14 protein-coding genes are annotated in these 19,439 nt (G+C 39.0%); 13 read left to right on the top strand and 1 reads right to left on the bottom strand.

The window, feature by feature from the left end; translation table 11 throughout:
• Positions 1-128: 128 nt before the first annotated feature.
• The 5 genes from ESP02_RS08685 to pheT all read left to right on the top strand — a co-directional run bounded on the left by ESP02_RS08685 (position 129) and on the right by pheT (position 11,566).
• Complete coding sequence (locus tag ESP02_RS08685; protein WP_038398875.1) at positions 129-3,656, top strand: PD-(D/E)XK nuclease family protein; 3,528 nt, start codon at positions 129-131, stop codon at positions 3,654-3,656.
• Positions 3,653-7,375, top strand: a complete 3,723-nt coding sequence (addA, locus tag ESP02_RS08680) for a helicase-exonuclease AddAB subunit AddA (RefSeq protein WP_038398876.1) — start codon at positions 3,653-3,655, stop codon at positions 7,373-7,375. The genes ESP02_RS08685 and addA overlap by 4 nt, the downstream gene beginning before the upstream one ends.
• A 68-nt stretch (positions 7,376-7,443) precedes the next feature.
• Entirely contained in the window at positions 7,444-7,785 is a 342-nt protein-coding gene (locus tag ESP02_RS08675; protein ID WP_002292948.1) for a helix-turn-helix domain-containing protein, read from the top strand.
• A gap of 312 nt (positions 7,786-8,097) precedes the next feature.
• Positions 8,098-9,141 carry a phenylalanine--tRNA ligase subunit alpha gene (pheS, locus tag ESP02_RS08670; RefSeq protein ID WP_038398877.1) on the top strand — a complete coding sequence of 348 codons (1,044 nt, stop codon included), beginning with the start codon at positions 8,098-8,100 and terminating at the stop codon, positions 9,139-9,141.
• A 4-nt stretch (positions 9,142-9,145) separates the two neighbouring features.
• A complete protein-coding gene (gene pheT / locus ESP02_RS08665; protein WP_038398878.1) occupies positions 9,146-11,566 on the top strand; it encodes a phenylalanine--tRNA ligase subunit beta in 2,421 nt (806 codons plus the stop codon).
• 168 nt (positions 11,567-11,734) lie between these two features.
• Here pheT and trpS read toward each other — a convergent pair whose 3' ends face one another.
• Entirely contained in the window at positions 11,735-12,745 is a 1,011-nt protein-coding gene (gene trpS, locus ESP02_RS08660) for a tryptophan--tRNA ligase (RefSeq protein ID WP_002288045.1), read from the bottom strand.
• Positions 12,746-12,998: 253 nt separating this feature from the next.
• Between trpS and ESP02_RS08655 the strand changes: the two genes are divergently transcribed.
• The 8 genes from ESP02_RS08655 to cbpB all read left to right on the top strand — a co-directional run bounded on the left by ESP02_RS08655 (position 12,999) and on the right by cbpB (position 19,364).
• The gene (locus ESP02_RS08655) at positions 12,999-13,736 is read left to right on the top strand and encodes an amino acid ABC transporter ATP-binding protein (RefSeq protein ID WP_038398879.1); all 738 of its coding nucleotides are present in this window, start codon (positions 12,999-13,001) and stop codon (positions 13,734-13,736) included.
• Positions 13,737-13,749: 13 nt separating this feature from the next.
• A complete protein-coding gene (locus tag ESP02_RS08650) occupies positions 13,750-14,565 on the top strand; it encodes a transporter substrate-binding domain-containing protein (protein ID WP_038398880.1) in 816 nt (271 codons plus the stop codon).
• 12 nt (positions 14,566-14,577) lie between these two features.
• The gene (locus ESP02_RS08645) at positions 14,578-15,225 is read left to right on the top strand and encodes an amino acid ABC transporter permease (RefSeq protein ID WP_002288038.1); all 648 of its coding nucleotides are present in this window, start codon (positions 14,578-14,580) and stop codon (positions 15,223-15,225) included.
• Between the two features lie 15 nt (positions 15,226-15,240).
• Entirely contained in the window at positions 15,241-15,897 is a 657-nt protein-coding gene (locus ESP02_RS08640) for an amino acid ABC transporter permease (RefSeq protein WP_038398881.1), read from the top strand.
• 161 nt (positions 15,898-16,058) lie between these two features.
• On the top strand, positions 16,059-16,880 hold the full coding sequence (racE, locus tag ESP02_RS08635; RefSeq protein WP_002315102.1) for a glutamate racemase: 822 nt from the start codon (positions 16,059-16,061) through the stop codon (positions 16,878-16,880).
• A 2-nt stretch (positions 16,881-16,882) separates the two neighbouring features.
• Entirely contained in the window at positions 16,883-18,238 is a 1,356-nt protein-coding gene (rph, locus tag ESP02_RS08630; protein ID WP_044147014.1) for a ribonuclease PH, read from the top strand.
• A complete protein-coding gene (locus tag ESP02_RS08625; protein ID WP_038398884.1) occupies positions 18,239-18,757 on the top strand; it encodes a metallophosphoesterase in 519 nt (172 codons plus the stop codon).
• Between the two features lie 106 nt (positions 18,758-18,863).
• Positions 18,864-19,364 carry a cyclic-di-AMP-binding protein CbpB gene (gene cbpB, locus ESP02_RS08620; protein WP_002309404.1) on the top strand — a complete coding sequence of 167 codons (501 nt, stop codon included), beginning with the start codon at positions 18,864-18,866 and terminating at the stop codon, positions 19,362-19,364.
• Positions 19,365-19,439: the final 75 nt, after the last annotated feature.

Genomic DNA, 19,439 nt, shown 5'->3' with positions numbered 1-19,439 from the left:
GCGTATACTCAAAAAAGATAGAAATATCAGAACAATAAAAGTATATAATTTGAAGAATATAGAACAAATGTTCAGTATTTTTTGATATAATAAAGAAGCACCGTATCATGTGTTGAAGGAGGAAAAGCATGTCTTTACAATTTATTCTTGGAAACGGGAAAAAAGATCACCGTCAAGTCTTGATCGACGAAGCGTCAGCTTGGCTCGACCAAGATGCAAGCAACCAAGTATTTTTCCTTGTTCCCAATTACAGCAAATTCGAACAGGAACAAGAAATTTTAGCGGAGATGCGAAGAAGAAGCGGGAAAAAAGCTTTCAGCACAACAAATGTTCAAGTATTCAGTTTTTACCGTCTGGCTTGGTATTTGCTGCAACAGACAACCCTTCTTACAGGAAATGAATTATCAGAATCCGGATCTGCGATGATCTTGCGACAGATTTTAGAAAAACATGAGGAAGAATTAACGATCTTTCGCGGAGAAATCAATAAAAGAGGATTTATTCGCCAATTGCAAGAACTCTATAGTGAATTGCGCACAGGGAATATTCAACCAGAAGATTTGATGCTTTTATTTGGTGATTCACCGAATGCAGAAGACCAGCAACTTAAAATGAAAGACTTGAAGCTGATTTTTTCAGCTTATGACAGCGAATTGACCGAACGTACACTATCAAATGAAGATGCACTGGCTATACTAGCAAATTATATGCAGACACAAGATTTCACCAACGTCAAATTTATCGTCAGCGGTTTTTCCCGAATCAATGGGCAAGAGTATCAATTACTGCAGGCAATGATGGAAAAGGGGCAATTAGTTGTCGATTTATTGTTGGATCGTCCTTATACAGCGGATCTTCCAGAAGTACTTACGCTCTTTCATGAGACTGGAAAGCTTTATTTCCGTCTTTTTCAAAGTGCGAGAGAACGGAAAGTTCCTATATTAGTAGATCGTTTTGCGCCAGAGCAGAATCGTCCGACAGAGCTTCAGTTGCTGCAAACGATGTGGGAAGAGACTTCCAGCCAAAAGAAAGCAACCGTCCACAAATTAGGGGAACAAGAGGCTCTCCATTTGTGGGAAGCTGAAAATCCAACTGAGGAAGTCCGACAGTTAGCTGTTGAAATCAGACGGCTAGTCAGTGAAGAAAACTACCGTTATCGTGATATCCAAGTACTGACAAAAAATATGTCCTTATATGGAAATATTCTTCGACCAATCTTTCAAGAAATGGCGATTCCATTTTATATTGATGAAGAACAAATGATGGAAAATCATCCGCTGATTGAATGGATCAACAGTCTGTTCGCTCTTGACCGTTATTCTTATCGACTAAGTGATATTATGCGTTTTTTCAAGACGGAATTGTTCCTATCGATGGAAACAGAAACCGAACTGGATGAATGGAAACAAGAACGAGATGAATTCAGGAAAAAATTGGACATTACAGAAAATGTTGCACTTGCTTATAATTATCAAGGCACTTACTGGACGCGTGAAAAAGACTGGCAGTTTGTAGCGTATGATTTTGAAGCAGAACAGATTGAAGACGTACAGTATCTGGAAGAACAGTCAAATACGATTAGACGATTATTTCAGAAATCTGTACCTGCATTTTTTAAAAAAATAAAGAAAAGCAAAACAGGACAAGCGGCCGCAAATGTTTTTTATCAATTTTTGATTCAAAGTGGTGTACAGCAACAATTATTGTTTTGGCGTAATCAGGAAGTAGACAGAGGAAACTTAGAAGCGGCAAGAAACCATGAGCAGACATGGGGAGCGCTGATTGATCTGCTGGATGAATATGTAGTCATTTATGGTGAATCGGCTTTTGACTGGTCACTGTTCCAAGAAATCATTACGAGTGGTCTAGAAAATCTAAGTTATGGTAAAATCCCTACCGCAATCGACCAAGTGCGAATCAACCGTTTGGAATTAGTTCGACCGAATCAAGCTGCCGTCACTTTTGCATTAGGTTTGAATGATCAAGTGTTTCCAGACCGTAAAGAAACAAAAGGATTGTTGTCCAGTGAAGAACGAGAAGTATTAAATCAAGCTTTGCCAGATGGACAGTTTTTATTCGACCCATCAAAAGAAAGTATCTCTTTTGAGCCTTTCCAAGCCTACCTTGTTTTTCTTTCCGGAACGGATCGATTATATCTTAGCTATGCACAAAGCTATGACACAGATGGTTCACTGAAGATGTCTCCTTATTTGCGCAGAATCACAGAATATTTATCAGTTCCCGTCGAGAGAAAAGAGCATTTGACGATCGAAAGCGATCCTGATTGTTATGTAGGAACTTATAGAAGCGGAATCAATACAGTCAATAGGATTTATCGATTAGCTTTAGATGAAAAAAAACCTGTACCAAAACATTGGCAAAAGCTCAAAGAATTAGTACTGAATTCCTCATGGCGCAATTTTGCTTTACAAATCTTTGAAAGTCAGGAACATTTGAATGTGCCTGTTTCGATGCCAGAAAAAATGGCGGAAGAGCTTTATGGAAAAGAAATTTATACTTCGATTTCACGTATGGAGAATTTTTATAATTGTGAATACAAATACTTCATGCAATTTGGTTTGAAATTGAAAGAACGAACTGTTTATGGTCTGACTCCAGCAGCAACAGGTGATTTTTATCATGAATCATTGGATCGTTTCTTCAAGCTACTGTTTTCAAACCAATTATCCTTAGTGAATATGACCGATGCGCAGCGTAAAGACTTTACTGAAAAAGTGCTGCAAGAAGTGTTCGGAGAACTTCGGTTTGAGATATTGGATAGTTCCGCAAGAATGAACTATATCCGCTATCAGTTAGGACAGACGATCCAAAAAGTAGCATGGGCTTTGCAAAAACAGAGCAAAAATACGGGCATGCATCCTCTTCAGACGGAGATCTTATTTGGCCAGATTGCTGGAGCAAAAGGTATCACAGGTCTGGAATTACCATTGAGTAATGGTGGTAAACTCCACGTTCGAGGAAAAATTGATCGGATCGATGTAGCTTCTGAACAAGAAGATACTTGGTTAAGCGTCGTTGATTACAAATCTAGTGGACGTTCATTCGATGTCACAGAAGCTTATTATGGCATGGCTATGCAATTATTGACGTATCTGGACGTAGCATTGATGGATGCGGTACGTTTGACTGGAAAGGCGGCTGTTAAACCAGCAGGATCATATTATTTACATGTTCATAATCCTGTATTGACGGAGACAGATGATGTAGAGAAGAATACATTGAAAAAATTTAGTTATGATGGCGTTTTTGTCGATGATCCCGCTCTTTTAGAAGTACTAGATCATTCACTGGAAGCAAAAGAACAATCACTGATCTATCCAGTGAAAAAAAATGCGAAAGATGAATACCAAAAAGGTAGTTTCAGCAAAGACAAATTTTTCACGGAAGAAGAACTGCAACTGTTCATGTCGCATAATCGGGAAAATATGCGGTTAGCTGGAGATGCAATCACTTCCGGAGAAATCAAACTGAACCCAGCTTATAAAGATAAACAGCGAATTGCCTGCGAATTTTGTCCATTCAGAAGCATCTGTACGTTTGATGTGATGCTGAAAGAAAATAATTACCACCGTCTGGAGAAAATGGATAAGGAAGAAGCACTGCGCAGAATATTGAAAAGGAGTGAAGAAGAGTGAATCAAATTCCTTTAAAACCGCAAAATGAACGATTTACAGATGATCAGTGGCAGGCGATTTTCGATCAAGGAGATAATTTGTTAGTCTCTGCGTCTGCCGGATCAGGTAAAACTACAGTGCTTGTTCGAAGAGTGATTGAAAAATTAAAAATGGGTTTTGATATCGATGAATTACTGATTGTGACATTTACTGAAGCAGCCGCAAGAGAAATGAAAGAAAGAATTCAAGAGGCATTACAAGAAGCGGTCAACAGCGAAAGCGACCCTGTACGAAGACAGCATTTTACTAAGCAATTAGTTTTATTGCCCACAGCGAATATCTCAACCTTACATGCTTTTTGTCTAACAGTTATTCGACGTTATTATTACTTAATTGATATCGATCCGGTCTTTCGCATGTTAACAGATGAAACAGAAACGATCTTGATGAAGGAGGATGTATGGGACGAGCTGAGAGAAGCACTTTATGCAGAAAATGATGAACGATTTTTCCAATTAACAATGAATTTTTCTAATGATCGTTCAGATGACGGCTTGACGAATCTGGTGTTTTCTCTTTATGAGTTTGCCCGTGCCAACCCTGACCCCCAAAAATGGCTAGAACAGTTAAGCAATAATTATCGTTTGACTGAGGGGCTAGCAAAATCTCGATTATATCAAGAACAAATCCGTCCTTTAGTTTTGGCAGATATATACCAATGTGTACAATTATATGAACAGATGACTCAGTTAGCACAAGGTGAAGGGTTAGAAAAAATGCATGAGCAAGTGGCTGGAGAACAACAGCAGATCAAAAATGTCTATGAAGCTTTCTTGCAAGATCGGTTAGAAGAAGCTTATGCTAGTTTGGAACAACTGACTTTTTCAACTTTTAAGAGCAGTCGTAAAGCAGAATTGAAAGAAATCTCCAATGAAGTCAAGGGCATGAGGGATAAAGCAAAAAAACTGATTCAGCAGATAAGTAAAAGTTACTTTCCTGTTTCACCAAGCCAAATGGAAGAATTAACGGAAAAAGCACTACCGTTAGTCGAAGAAATGACAAAAGTCACGCAAAGCTTTATGGACGGTTTCAGTATGCGTAAACGGGAAAAAGGTGTGTTGGATTTCAATGATCTGGAACATCTAGCGTTGCAGATTCTCACAGAAAAAACGAAAGATGCATGGCTGCCAAGTGAAGCTTCAAAACATTATCGAAAAAAATTCAAAGAAGTAATGGTAGATGAATATCAAGACGTGAACCAATTACAAGAAGCCATTTTATACTGGCTAAGAGAACCTGATGATACAAAGGGAAATATGTTTATGGTTGGGGATGTCAAACAATCCATTTATTCTTTCCGTTTAGCAGATCCTAGTTTATTTATCGGGAAATACGAGAATTTTTCAAAGAAAGAAGGCGGACGTCGGATCGTTTTGGCTGAGAACTTCCGCTCTAGAAAAGAAGTCCTTTCTTTTACGAACCTTATCTTTGAACAACTAATGGATCCAGCAGTGGGTCAAATCAATTATGACGAAGCAGCCAAACTGATACAGGGATTTTCAGACTTTCCAGAGAATGAACAGTTTGAGCCAGAAATCATGATCTATGAAAAAGAACAGGAAGAATCAGAGATCGAGATTCCCACTGACGATATACTGGAAGACAAAACAGAAGGCGAGCTTTTTATGACAGGACTGAAGATTCGTCAATTGATTGATTCTTCCTTTATGATTTATGATAAAAAATCAAAGAAAAGTCGTCCGATAGAGTACAGAGACATTGTTCTCTTGACACCTACAAAGAAGAACAACTTAACGATTTTAGAGATTTTCAAAACATTGGATATTCCATTGGAGATGAATGATGCTCAAAATTATTTTCAAGCGACAGAAATTCGCACGATGATCTCGCTGCTACAATTAATTGACAATCCCTATCAAGATATTCCGCTTGCGGCTGTATTGCGTTCGCCAGTCGTGGGCTTGATTGAACCAGAATTAGCCAGCATCCGATTAGCCGACCGTGCACATACTTACTATGATGCTGTGCTTGCTTATCAAGCATCAAACGAAGATGAATTAGCGGTTAAGCTGGAACATTTTGGCAAACAACTAGATCATTGGCGAGAACTTGCTCGCCGTTCTTCGATCACTGACTTGTTGTGGGATATCTATTATGAGACGGGATATCTAGAGTATGTGGTCGGTCTGCCAGCAGGGGCACAGAGACAAGCCAATCTTTATGCATTGGTCGATCGTGCCAAAGCTTACGAGCAAAGTTCTTTCAGAGGATTATATCAGTTCGTGCGTTTCATTGAAAAAATGCAAGAAAAAGATAAAGACTTAGCAGAACCAGTCATTTCAATAGAAGATAATGCTGTTCGCGTAATGACGATCCATGCAAGTAAAGGCTTGGAATTTCCAGTTGTATTTTTGTTAGATATGACGAAAGAATTCAACTTACAAGACTTGCGCAATCGGTATGCTTTTGAAGAAAAACTTGGAGTAGGTATTCGCTATATGGATCCTGAAACACGGGTATTGTATGATACGTTACCGTTTCAAGCCATCAAATTGGCAAAGCAAAACAAATTGTTATCGGAAGAAATGCGTAAATTGTATGTAGGATTGACTCGGGCAGAACAAAAGCTTTTCATTGTCGGTTCCTATAAAAATAAAGAGCAAATGATCCAAACGTGGTCTGAAGCAGCTGATCATGAGGAGTTGGTTTTTGATCCTGCGCTACGTTTGAAGGGCAGAAGCAGCTTAATGAATTGGATTGGTTACGGATTGATCCGTCATCCTGAAATGCAGAAATACTTAGAGGAAGAAGTTTCGACTTCTCTCCTTCAAGATTCAAATGCACAGTTTTCCATTTCATGGATGAATCAGCAATCAATCATTGAACAAAGACAGGTGCTTGCTGAAAAAGAACTGGTTAACTTAGATCAGCAGATGAAAGAAGAGGAAACTGTATTAGCAGATTCGTTACAAAAACGTCTAGCCTATGAATATCCTTATCAGGCTTCTTCGCAAACCACAAGTTATCAATCTGTATCTGAGATCAAACGATTATTCGAAGATCCAGATGATACACAAGAATCACGTTTGACTCTGGAAAGTAGTCAAACAAAGGCAGCATCTCGTCAATTCCGTTATACGCAAGAACAACTAGCAGAACCAAAATTTTTACAAAAAGATCGGCAAGTGTCGGCAGCTGCTGTTGGAACAGCTACCCATGCTTTACTGCAATTGCTGCCATTAGAGATGCCAACTACAGAGAGCATCAATCAAAAGTTGCAGGAATTAGTAAAGAAACGGTTAATAGACGAAAAGGTCGCAAAAAAAGTAGATGTTTCTTCTATTATATGGTTCTTTCAAACAGAACTTGGGCAACAGTTGATTGCCAACAAAGAAAACGTAAAACGGGAACAACCTTTTTCCATGCTGCTTTCTGCTGATGAAGTATTTCAAGACTATCCAAATCAGGAAGATGAGCTATTGATCCACGGAATCGTCGATGGATACTTAGAAGAAAAAGATCATCTCCATATCTATGATTTTAAAACAGATTTCATTTTACATCCGGATGATCCAGCAGAAATAGACGCGATCGTCCAAAAATATCAAGGACAGCTAAGACTTTACCAACAAGCAATGTCAGAAGCACTGAATAAACCTGTAGAAAATGTTTTCCTAATTTTACTTCGAGTGAAACGAATCATAAACATTAATAAATAATTATAATTGAGCAAACTTGACTTATGTTTTGTAAGGATTATGCTATACTCTGGGAAGAGGTGAGTATGATGGAGCTAACACAGACAGAATTCGTTTTGTGTCCTAAATTTGAAAAAACGTTCTCTATTTTAGGAAAAAAATGGAACGGATTGATTATCGATGTACTACTCGAAAATGGTCCGCAACGCTTTGTCGAGCTTGCGGCAAAAATCCCGATGGTTAGTGATCGGGTATTGGTCGAACGCTTGAAGGAATTAGAAAAAGAAGGAATAGTCACTCGAAACATTGCCTGTAGTGAAAAAAGCCGTTCAGAATATCTCTTGACTGAAAAAGGAGCAGACTTGCAAAAAGCAATGCGTCAAATACAAGTTTGGAGTGAAAAATGGGTCACAGAGGAAGAATGCGGTTGATTTTGTAAAAAAAATCTTGTAAACTATAGTCCATACGAATAAGTAAAAGAACGATGACGAAAAAGAGTAGTTTGGCTAAACCAGTTCAGGGAGATCTGTCACAGACTGAAAACAGGTCCTGTGTTTGAAAAATGAAGTTCACTTTCCGAGTTCGTCTGATCATTATCAGACCGGCATCTGTCGTTAACGAAGTAAGAGTGCGGTGTAAGTTTATTTATCCGCAAATTAGGATGGTAACGCGAAGACCTCGTTCCTTAACAGGAATGAGGTCTTTTTGTTTTGTATTTGGAATTATAAAGGAGGAACAAGCACATGTCTTTACAAGCACAATTAGAGAGCTTGAAAGAAGAAACAATCGTCAAAATCACGGCGGCACAAGATTTAAAAGAATTAAATCAAATACGTGTTGAAACGTTAGGAAAAAAAGGACCGATCACAGAAGTATTGCGTGGGATGAAAGATCTAAGTCCAGAAGAACGTCCAAAAGTTGGAAGTTTCGCAAATGAGATCCGAGACCTTTTGACAGAAGAAATAGAGCGAAAAAAACAAATATTAGAAGAAGAGGCGTTAAATGCAGCTTTGGCAAAAGAAACAGTAGACGTGACATTGCCTGGTAGAAAAGTAAAACATGGTACACGTCATATCGTGACACAAATCATGGAAGAAATTGAAGATATTTTTGTAGGCATGGGGTATCAGATCGTAGAAGGTTACGAAGTGGAGTCTGACCATTACAATTTCGAACGGATGAACCTGCCAAAAGACCATCCGGCAAGGGACATGCAAGATACTTTCTATATTTCAGACGAGATCTTGATTCGGACACATACTTCACCAGTCCAAGCACGGACAATGGAAAAGCATGATTTCTCTAAGGGTGCTCTACGAATGATCTCGCCAGGAAAAGTTTTCCGCAGAGATACAGATGATGCGACCCACAGCCATCAGTTCCATCAAATTGAAGGGCTAGTTGTTGATAAAAACATCACGATGGGCGACCTTAAAGGAACATTAGAAGTCGTAATGAAAAAAATGTTTGGGGAAGAACGTGAAATCCGTTTGCGTCCAAGTTATTTCCCATTTACGGAGCCATCAGTAGAAGTAGATGTCAGCTGTTTCAAATGTGGTGGTGCCGGTTGTAACGTATGTAAATACACTGGCTGGATCGAGATTTTAGGAGCTGGCATGGTGCACCCGAATGTGTTGAAGATGTCAGGAATCAATCCAGAAGAATATTCAGGCTTTGCTTTCGGCCTTGGACCAGACCGCGTAGCTATGTTGCGGTATGGAGTGAATGATATCCGTAATTTCTATCAAAATGACTTACGTTTCTTAAGTCAGTTCAAGGGGGAGTAAGAAGATGTTAGTTTCATATAAATGGCTTAATCGTTATGTGGATTTATCGAATGTAACACCAAAAGAATTAGCGGATAAAATGTCTGTAACAGGAATCGAAGTCGAGGGAATCACGGTTCCAGAAGAAGGCTTGAAAAAAATCGTTGTCGGTGAAGTCAAGGAATGTGTACCACATCCAGATTCTGATCACCTTTCTATTTGTCAAGTCGATATTGGTGAAGACGAATTGTCTCAAATCGTTTGTGGAGCGCCTAATGTGAAGGTCGGAATCAAAGTGATCGTTGCGCTTCCTAACTCACGGATTGCTGGAAATGTGAAGATCAAAAAAGGGAAAATGCGTGGTCAAGTATCAAATGGCATGATTTGCTCGTTACAAGAAATTGGCTATTCAGACAGTGTTATACCGAAAGAATACGCTGAAGGTATCTATTATATGCCAAAAGAAGCTGTAAATGGCGATCCAGTTTTTCCTTATTTAGATATGGATGATTCGATCATTGAATTGTCTATCACACCAAATCGTGCAGATGCATTGTCAATGCGTGGCGTAGCTTATGAAGTTGGGGCAATCTATCGTCAGACGCCTACATTTGATGACGAGAAATTAGTAGAATCATCACAACTTGCTAGCGATAAGATCCAAGTGACAGTTGAAGATAAAGAAGTCGTTCCTGCCTATCAAATCCGCATTATTGAAGGAGTAAACATCCAACCAAGTCCTCAATGGCTGCAAAATCTTTTGATGAATGAAGGCATCCGCCCAATCAACAATGTAGTAGATGTGACGAACTATATTTTGCTTTTATTCGGACAACCACTACATGCATTTGACTACGACAAATTGAAATCAAACGAGATCCTTGTCCGTCATGCAAAAGAAAATGAGACATTAGTAACGTTAGATGGAGAATCTCGGGAATTGACAACTGACAATCTTGTCATCACTAATGGCAAAGAACCAGTTGCTTTAGCTGGTGTCATGGGTGGATTAGATTCAGAAATTACGAATGAAACAACAACAGTGGCACTGGAATCTGCTTTGTTTGATCCGATTTCGATCCGTCGTACAGCAAAACAATTTAATTTGCGTAGCGAATCTTCTGCACGCTTTGAAAAAGGGATCAACCATGCAACTGTTGGAGAAGCCAGTGAGGTTGCTGCAGCAATGATCGTTTCTCTTGCGGGTGGGGAAGTTCTACAAGGCGCGGTCAAAGGTTCAGAGATCAAAGCAGAAGACGTATCAGTGAAGATTTCACTTGAACGCATCAATCAATATTTAGGAACATCTCTTGTCGTTAAAGAAGTAAATGAGATTTTTGAAGCACTTGGATTTAGCTATGAAGAAAAGGATCATGTTTATTCTGTAGTCGTACCACCAAGACGTTGGGATATCCAAATCGAAGCAGACATTATCGAAGAAGTTGCTCGTATTTATGGATACGACCAGTTGCCATCTACACTTCCAAGTGGAGAAACGGTTGCTGGAAGCTTGTCAAAAGAACAAGAAACTACTCGTAAAATTCGTACAATCTTTGAAGGAAGCGGATTGAGCGAAGCAATCAGTTATGCATTGACAACAGAAGAAAAATCAAGACAGTTTGTTATAAAAGAAAGTAATATTACACGTTTGGACTGGCCAATGAGCGAAGAACGTTCTGTATTACGAATGAATTTGATCAGCGGACTATTAGATGATATCAGTTATAACACTGCTCGAAAAAATACAGAGATTGCTTTATACGAAATTGGTCGGGTATTCTTCCAAGAAAATGATCCGCGCACACATCTGCCGCAAGAAGTAAAACATGCAGCAATCGCTATTTCTGGTGTTTGGGAAGAAAAAGATTGGCAGACGAAAACACAAAATGTAGACTTTTTCACCATCAAAGGTCTTTTAGAAAACTTATTTGAACAACTAGGTATCACTGAAGATATCCATTATCAAACAGTGACAGAAATTAAAGAAATGCATCCTGGTAGGACAGCTGCAATTTATCTTGGCGAACAATTTATCGGTTTTGTCGGTCAAGTGCATCCGACAACTGCCAAAAGTTATGATATTCCAGAAACATATGTAGCTGAGTTTGATTTATCTGCTGTAGTGGAAGCTGCCCAAAAAGGAATCGTTTTTGAAGCAGTGACAAAATTCCCAGCAGTCAGCCGGGATATCGCTTTGCTTGTAAAAGAAACTGTGACAAATCAGGAATTAACAGAAGTGATCCATTCTGCTGCTGGAAGATTTTTAACAGATATCCAATTATTTGATGTCTATCAAGGAGAAAACATCGAAAAAGGACATAAATCCATGGCTTATAGTCTGACATTCGTCAATCCTGAAGCAACATTGACAGATGAAGAAATCAATAAAGCAATGGAAAAAGTCGAAAAAGCGTTGATAGAAAACCTAGAGGCAAGTATTCGCTAAGAGGGAAAATATAGTAAGTAACGATCAAGTAGCTTTTGAAGACTATTCATTTGAAAAAGAGATGTGACACAAGTTTGTCACATCTCTTTTTTTGATTTTAAAAAAGGAATAGCACAGAGACGAGATAAAAAAACAGGCCTTTTCAGCCTGTTTTTTAGAGTAAATGAATTAATGGAAGTAATTGATCCCCATTGCTGATTTTACTTCAGAAAGTGTTTGTGCAGCTACTTTAGCAGCTTCTTCACTACCTTTACGTAAGATTTCCATAACAGCTGAAGGATCTTTTTCCAATTCTTCTCGGCGCGCGCGGATCGGTGCAAATTCAGCTTCCAATACATCAATGAGGTATCGTTTGATCTTTACATCGCCAAGTCCGCCGCGGCGGTAATGAGCTTTCATTTCTTCAATTGCTTCTTTATCTGTTCCGAATACATCCAAGTAGGTGAAGACCATATTCCCTTCTACTTGTCCAGGATCTTGTACATGGATGTGGTTTGGATCAGTATACATACTCATGACTTTTTTCTGTAAGACATCGGCAGGATCGGAGATATAAATACCGTTTCCTAACGATTTGCTCATTTTGCCATTTCCATCGATTCCAGGTAACCTACCCATTCCTTTTGGTGGGAATACGCCTTTTGGTTCCACCAAGACTTCACCATATGTATGATTGAAGCTTTGTACGATTTCCTGTGTCTGCTCTAACATTGGTTTTTGATCCTCGCCAACAGGTACGAGATTCGCTTTGAATGCAGTGATATCTGCTGCTTGAGAAACAGGATAGATAAAGAATCCTGTAGGCACGCTTTCACCGAATTTCTTTTGTTCGATTTCTGTTTTGACAGTCGGATTGCGTCGAACGCGTCCTACGCTGACTAAGTTCAAATAATACATGGTTAACTCAGCTAATTCCGGAATTTGTGATTGGATAAATAAAGTAGATTTTGCAGGATCTAATCCCACGGCTAAATAGTCTAAAGCAACTTGCAAGACATTTGATGAAACCTTCTCAGGATTTTTAGCATTATCGGTCAGGGCTTGCATGTCAGCAATCATGACAAACAGTTGGTTGTCTTCATCTGCTTGCATAGCCACTCGGGTTTTTAGAGAACCGACGTAATGCCCTAAATGCAGCTTCCCAGTTGGTCGATCTCCCGTTAAAATAATATTTTTCAAAAAAGACACCTCTTTACGATTTGTAAGTCTGAGCACTTAATATCTTACCGTTTTTCCTGACAAGAAACAACAGTTCCTAAGGAAAAAACAAGGAAAGAGGATAAAATAACTAATAGATTAGAAATGGAAGAAATATTTATGGGAGAATAAACGTTCTAAGAAACTTTACAAATTACTAAACTATCAGATATAATGTATTTTATTATACATCTTTAAAAGAAATCTTACTAAATAATAATGGGAGTGTAATTCTATGGCAATGATTAAATTTGATCACGTGGATAAATATTATGGCAAGTTCCACGCATTAAAAAATATCAATCTCGAATTCGAGAAAGGAGAAGTTGTCGTTGTCATTGGTCCTTCTGGTTCAGGAAAGAGCACGATGCTTCGCTGTATCAATGGATTAGAGACGATTTCTTCAGGCAAGCTACTAATTAATGATACTGACTTGCATGATAAAAAGACAAAATTGACAGAAGTCCGAAAGAATATCGGCATGGTTTTCCAGCATTTCAATTTGTATCCTAATAAAACCGTTCTGGAAAATATTACATTAGCACCAATCAAAGTGTTAAAGCAAGACCAGGCAACTGCAATCAAAAACGCGGAGAAATTTCTGAAAACTGTCAATATGTTAGATAAGAAAGATTCTTATCCTTCCATGTTATCCGGTGGACAACAGCAACGGGTGGCAATCGCCAGAGGTTTAGCGATGAATCCTGAGATGCTGCTGTTTGATGAACCTACTTCTGCTTTGGATCCGGAAATGATTGGTGATGTATTGGACGTCATGAAAAAATTGGCGCATGACGGCATGTCAATGATTGTCGTGACGCATGAAATGGGCTTTGCCAAAGAAGTTGCGGATCGTGTCATCTTCATGGCTGACGGAGAAGTATTGGAAGATAGCAGAAATGTGAGAGACTTTTTCGAAAATCCAAATGAAGTCCGAGCACAGCAATTTATCAGTAAAGTTATCAATCATTGATAGGAGGAAAAAGATGCGCAGGTTTAAAAAAATACGCCTGATTTTCCTTTTAGGCATTGCTTTTCTTGCACTAGCCGGATGTAAAGGAAATGGGTTGGCAAATGAAGATATTTTAGAGCGAAGCAAATCTACCAATGAAATCATCTGGGGTGTCAAATATGATACTCGATTATTTGGAATGATGGATATTGAGAGCAGAACCGTACAAGGATTTGATGTAGATATTGCAAAAGCGATCACTGAAAAGATCCTTGGTGAGAATGGAAAAGCGGAATTTGTTGAAGTCACTTCTAAAACACGGATCCCGTTATTGAAAAACGGAAACATCGATGCGATTATTGCGACGATGACGATCACAGATGAACGAAAAAAACAAGTCGATTTTTCAGATGTCTATTTCGATGCTGGCCAAGCTTTGTTGGTAAAGAAGGGAAGCCAAATCAAAAGTGTAGATGATTTGAATGCTACTACAACAGTTCTAGCAGTCAAAGGTTCTACGTCGGCTGCGAATATCCGACAGCATGCACCAGATGCAAACATTCTGGAATTGGAAAATTATGCAGAAGCATTTACTGCCTTACAATCTGGCCAGGGAGACGCAATGACTACGGATAATGCGATCTTGTTAGGGATTGCAGATGAAAATCCAGAGTACGAATTAGTCGGCGGAACGTTTACTAATGAACCTTATGGAATTGCGATCAACAAAGGACAAGAAAACTTCTTGAAAGCTGTTAACCAAGCGCTAGAGGAAATGCATGCAGATGGCACATACGATAAAATCTATCAAAAATGGTTTCCAAACGAAACTGAAGGAAAAGTAGAGTAAGGGGGAGAGGCAATGAGCGAATTGATACAGACTTATGGACCAATCTTTGTCGACGGGTTCAAGATCACATTGTTTTCGAGTGTCTTAGCACTTGTGTTTAGTTTGATTATCGGAACGTTGATGGCAATCTTCCAATTATCAAAGAATAAAGTAGTAAGTGCCTTAGCAAAGGCATATGTAGAATTTTTTAGAAACATTCCATTATTGATTATCGTGATGTTTTTTTATGTTGTCGTACCGATTTATTGGTTTAATCTAGACGGATTCCAAGCAGGGACGATTGGCTTGACTATCTATACATCCGCTTTTATTGCTGAAACAGTACGTTCAGGGATTCAAACCGTACCAAAAGGCCAAACAGAAGCAGGATTGTCTTCTGGATTTACCTATTCAGAAATTATGCGTTATATTGTTTTGCCCCAAGCATTCAAAATCGTTATTCCGCCATTAGGCAACCAATTTATCAATCTTGTAAAAAACTCGTCTATTTTAGCAATCGTAGCTGGTTTGGATTTGATGTATCAAGGAGACTTGATTGCCAGTGAAACATTCAATACCTTCGATACGTATATCATCGTTGGGTTATTTTACTTAGTTATCACGCTGCCGTTATCTTACTTAATGGTTTATCTTGAGAAAAAATGGGCGGTTCGTTCATAGAAGGAGGGGAAATACATGGATTTTAGCGGTGCTTTTTCATGGATGAATGTCCGTTTTTTATTGGAAGGATTAAAGGTTACTGTTGAAGTTTCATTGTTTTCGATCATTTTCAGTTTCTTGATTGGTGGTCTGACAGGTGTGATTCGTTTTGCGAATATCCCTTTCTTGTCCAAAATCCTTGGTATTATGATCGATATCATACGAAATCTTCCATTATTATTGATCATTTTCTTCACTTATTTTGCTTTGCCTCAGATTGGCATCCAGATGAACATCTTCTGGTCTGCTGTTGCAGCATTGACGATCTTTGAATCAGCTATGCTGTCGGAAATTTTCCGAGCTGGACTTAATGCTGTTCCGAAAGGGCAGATGGAGGCAGGATTGTCAACAGGACTGACTTATGTAGAAACAATGCGGACGATCGTCTTGCCGCAAGCATTCAAATCAATGATCCCGGCAATTGTGAGCCAATTGATTTCACTGATCAAAGATACTTCATTAGCAGTAATCATTTCTTTACCTGAACTTTCTCATCAGGCACGTATTATTTATGGACAGAATACCAATTATGTGCTTCCGATGTTCATCATCATGACACTTATGTACTTCGTGGTGTGTTACGCGCTTTCGCTGCTTTCCGGTTACTTGGAAAAGAGACGGTACAGTTATTAATAGATGATTCTTTTAGCGGTTGTGGCAAACTAAAGTCACAACCGCTTTTCCTCTTTCCATTCGAAAAAAAGCGAATTTGATTGTTTTAAGCAAGTGAGAGCACTTGAAAATTCATGCTAAAAAGTACACAATAGGGAGGATAGAATTTATTGAAAAAAAGGATGATACGATTGACAGATAATCGCCCTATCGGATTTATTGATTCAGGTGTCGGCGGCTTGACTGTAGTAAAAGAAGCCCTGAAACAATTACCGAATGAAAATATTTTATTTGTAGGAGACACAGCACGCTGCCCGTATGGTCCTAGACCTGCGGAACAGGTAATCCAGTATACTTGGGAAATGACGGATTATCTGGTGGAGCAAGGAATCAAGATGCTGGTGATTGCCTGCAATACCGCAACTGCGGTTGCCTTAGAAGAAATCAAAGCTGCTCTTTCTATTCCAGTCATCGGTGTGATCCTTCCCGGTACAAGAGCGGCAGTAAAAAAAACACAAAATAAACAAGTTGGCATTATCGGTACGATTGGTACGGTAAAAAGTCAAGCTTATGAAAAAGCATTGAAAGAGAAAGTGCCAGAATTGACTGTGACAAGTCTTGCTTGTCCCAAATTTGTTTCAGTTGTCGAAAGTAATGAATACCATTCATCTGTGGCAAAAAAAATCGTGGCAGAAACATTAGCTCCGTTAACGACTAAAAAAATCGATACATTGATTTTGGGATGCACCCATTATCCGTTATTACGCCCCATCATTCAAAATGTAGTGGGGGAAAATGTTCAACTGATCGATTCTGGAGCAGAAACAGTAGGTGAAGTATCTATGCTACTCGATTATTTCAATTTGAGCAATTCACCGCAAAATGGACGGACATTATGTCAGTTTTATACAACAGGATCTGCTAAACTTTTCCAAGAAATAGCCGAAGACTGGCTTGGAATCGGACACCTAAATGTAGATCATATTGAATTGGGAGGAAAATAAGGATGCGTCATGACGGGAGAAAAGCCCAAGAGCTTCGTAAACTGGAGCTTCAAACAAATGTTTTCAAATATCCAGAGGGATCGGTTGTGATCCGTTTTGGTGATACAACAGTTATTTGTTCTGCAACAGTAGAGGATTCTGTACCTCCCTTTTTGAGAGAAACAGGAACAGGGTGGGTAACAGCTGAATACAGTATGCTACCTCGAGCAACGAGTACGAGAAATCGTAGAGAAAGCAGCAAAGGAAAACTTTCTGGTAGAACAATGGAAATCCAGCGTCTTATTGGTCGCTCCTTGCGTGCAGTAATAGACTTGGAAAAGCTGGGAGAGCGTAGTATCATCATAGACTGCGACGTGATCCAAGCGGATGGCGGAACTAGAACAGCTAGCATCACTGGGGCATTCGTCGCGTTGAAACTAGCAATTGAAAAGCTTTTAAGAGAAAAGGAATTGTCAGAAGATCCAATCAAAGAGCATCTTGCTGCAGTTAGCGTAGGGATCTTACCGGATGGGACTTGCGTGACAGATTTGGACTACCAAGAAGATTCCGCAGCACTTGTAGATATGAATCTCGTGATGACAGAATCAGGAAAATTCGTGGAGATTCAAGGAACTGGAGAAGAAGCAACGTTTGATGGAGAACAGTTGAATGAAATGCTCTTTTTTGGAAAAAACGCGATTGAAGATTTGATCAAAGAGCAAAAACATGCTTTGCTAACAGAATTTACTCAAAATGATGAGCGGATAGAAGAAACAAAAACAATCATCATTGCGACAAGAAATCCAGGAAAAGCAGAAGAGTTTCGAAATATGTTCAAAGAAGCGGGATATCATGTAAAAACATTACTTGACTATCCTGAATTGCCAGATGTGGAAGAAACTGGCAGCACATTTGAAGAAAATGCCCGATTAAAAGCAGAAACGATTGCACAATTGCTTGATCAACCAGTCTTAGCAGATGATTCAGGTTTGAAAGTGGATGCGTTAGGCGGTATGCCAGGAATCTATTCTGCACGTTTTGCAGGGGAACAAAAAAGTGATGCGGGGAATAACGCCAAATTATTATATGAATTGACAGATGTGCCGGATGAAAAAAGAACAGCACAATTCCATTGTACATTAGTATTCGCGGCACCCAAAAAAGACAGCCTTGTAGTAGAAGCGGAATGGCCCGGTCGAGTAGCCCGTATACCATCTGGCGAAAATGGCTTTGGGTATGATCCTTTATTTATCCCAGAAGGTAAGAAACAAACAGCAGCAGAATTATCGAGCGAAGAAAAAAACAAGATCAGTCATCGGGCTCAAGCAATGAAAAAATTGAGTGCTGAATGGAAACAATGGCTGGAAGGAGAGAGATAGATGCGGTATTTAGTAGTAAGTGATAATCATGGAGACAGAGATATCCTCGTTGACTTAGTAAATCGCTATCGTTCTGAAGTGGATATCTTTTTCCATTGTGGCGATTCGGAATTAGAAGCTTCTGACCCATTATGGGATACATTCCAAGTGGTTCAAGGTAATTGTGATTATGGACCAGGATTCGAACAGAAAAAAGTGATCCAAACTGGTCAGGATACAGTATTCATGACTCATGGTCATTTATCGAATGTACGATTTGGTTTGACACAGTTAGCAATCGAAGCTCGAGCTGCAAATGCCGATATGGTGTTTTTTGGTCATACCCATCAAATAGGCTGTGAGATGGATCAGAAAATCCTGTTTTTAAATCCTGGAAGCATTTCTCAACCTAGAGGGCCGATCCAAATTCCATCATATGCTCTTATTGAAAGTTTAGGTGACCAAATTTCTGTTCAATACTATAACCGTGCCCATCAGGCAGTTGAAGAGTTGGCCTTTTCTTTTTCGAGAGAGTGCTGAATAAAAAAACTCTAATTTTTAATAAAAATAAGCTTTATTTTATGAATTTTGCATCCGGTTTCGGTAAAATAGTAGTGTTGAATGAAATAGAAATGGAGGCCATCAGATGATTGGACCTATAGTAAGAGAAATGCTGCTGGAAAATCAGGAAACGTTTTTGATTCCTGCAGAAAATGTGGCAAATGTTATGTATCATCATCCATTATCCCATGGTTTACTTGTCTTATCGAAGGTCGGTTATTCCAAAATTCCTGTATTAGGAAAAGATGATCACTTTGTAGGATTAGTAAGTTTGTCAGATGTGGTCAATAAAATGATTGACTTGCAAACAATCAGCATGGATCCGTTAGAAGGACTAACAGTTGCTGATGTAACAGAAACGGATGTTCCGACGATTGATGAAAATTGGGAACTAGAAGAAGTACTCCATTTGTTAGTCGATTCGCCTTTTTTACCGGTTGTCACAGAAGAACGGGTTTTCAAAGGAATCATCACAAGGAAAGAGCTGCTTAAAGCCGTAAACTTCATGGTGCATGAATTAGAACGTCGCAATATATTGTCTCCGAAAATCGAAGAATTAAAAGAACAAATCGATATCGTGAGCTAAAGAACGAGAAACTGAAAGATAATCAAAAAATAAGTGGAAACAAAAGCGTACCAGTTTTGACTTTATCTTGAAAAA

Source organism: Enterococcus sp. NBRC 3427, assembly GCF_007996925.1.
Taxonomy (GTDB): Bacteria; Bacillota; Bacilli; order Lactobacillales; family Enterococcaceae; genus Enterococcus_B; species Enterococcus_B lactis.
Note: the sequence above shows the minus strand (reverse complement) of the source record. Positions and strands in the feature narration are given on the sequence as shown.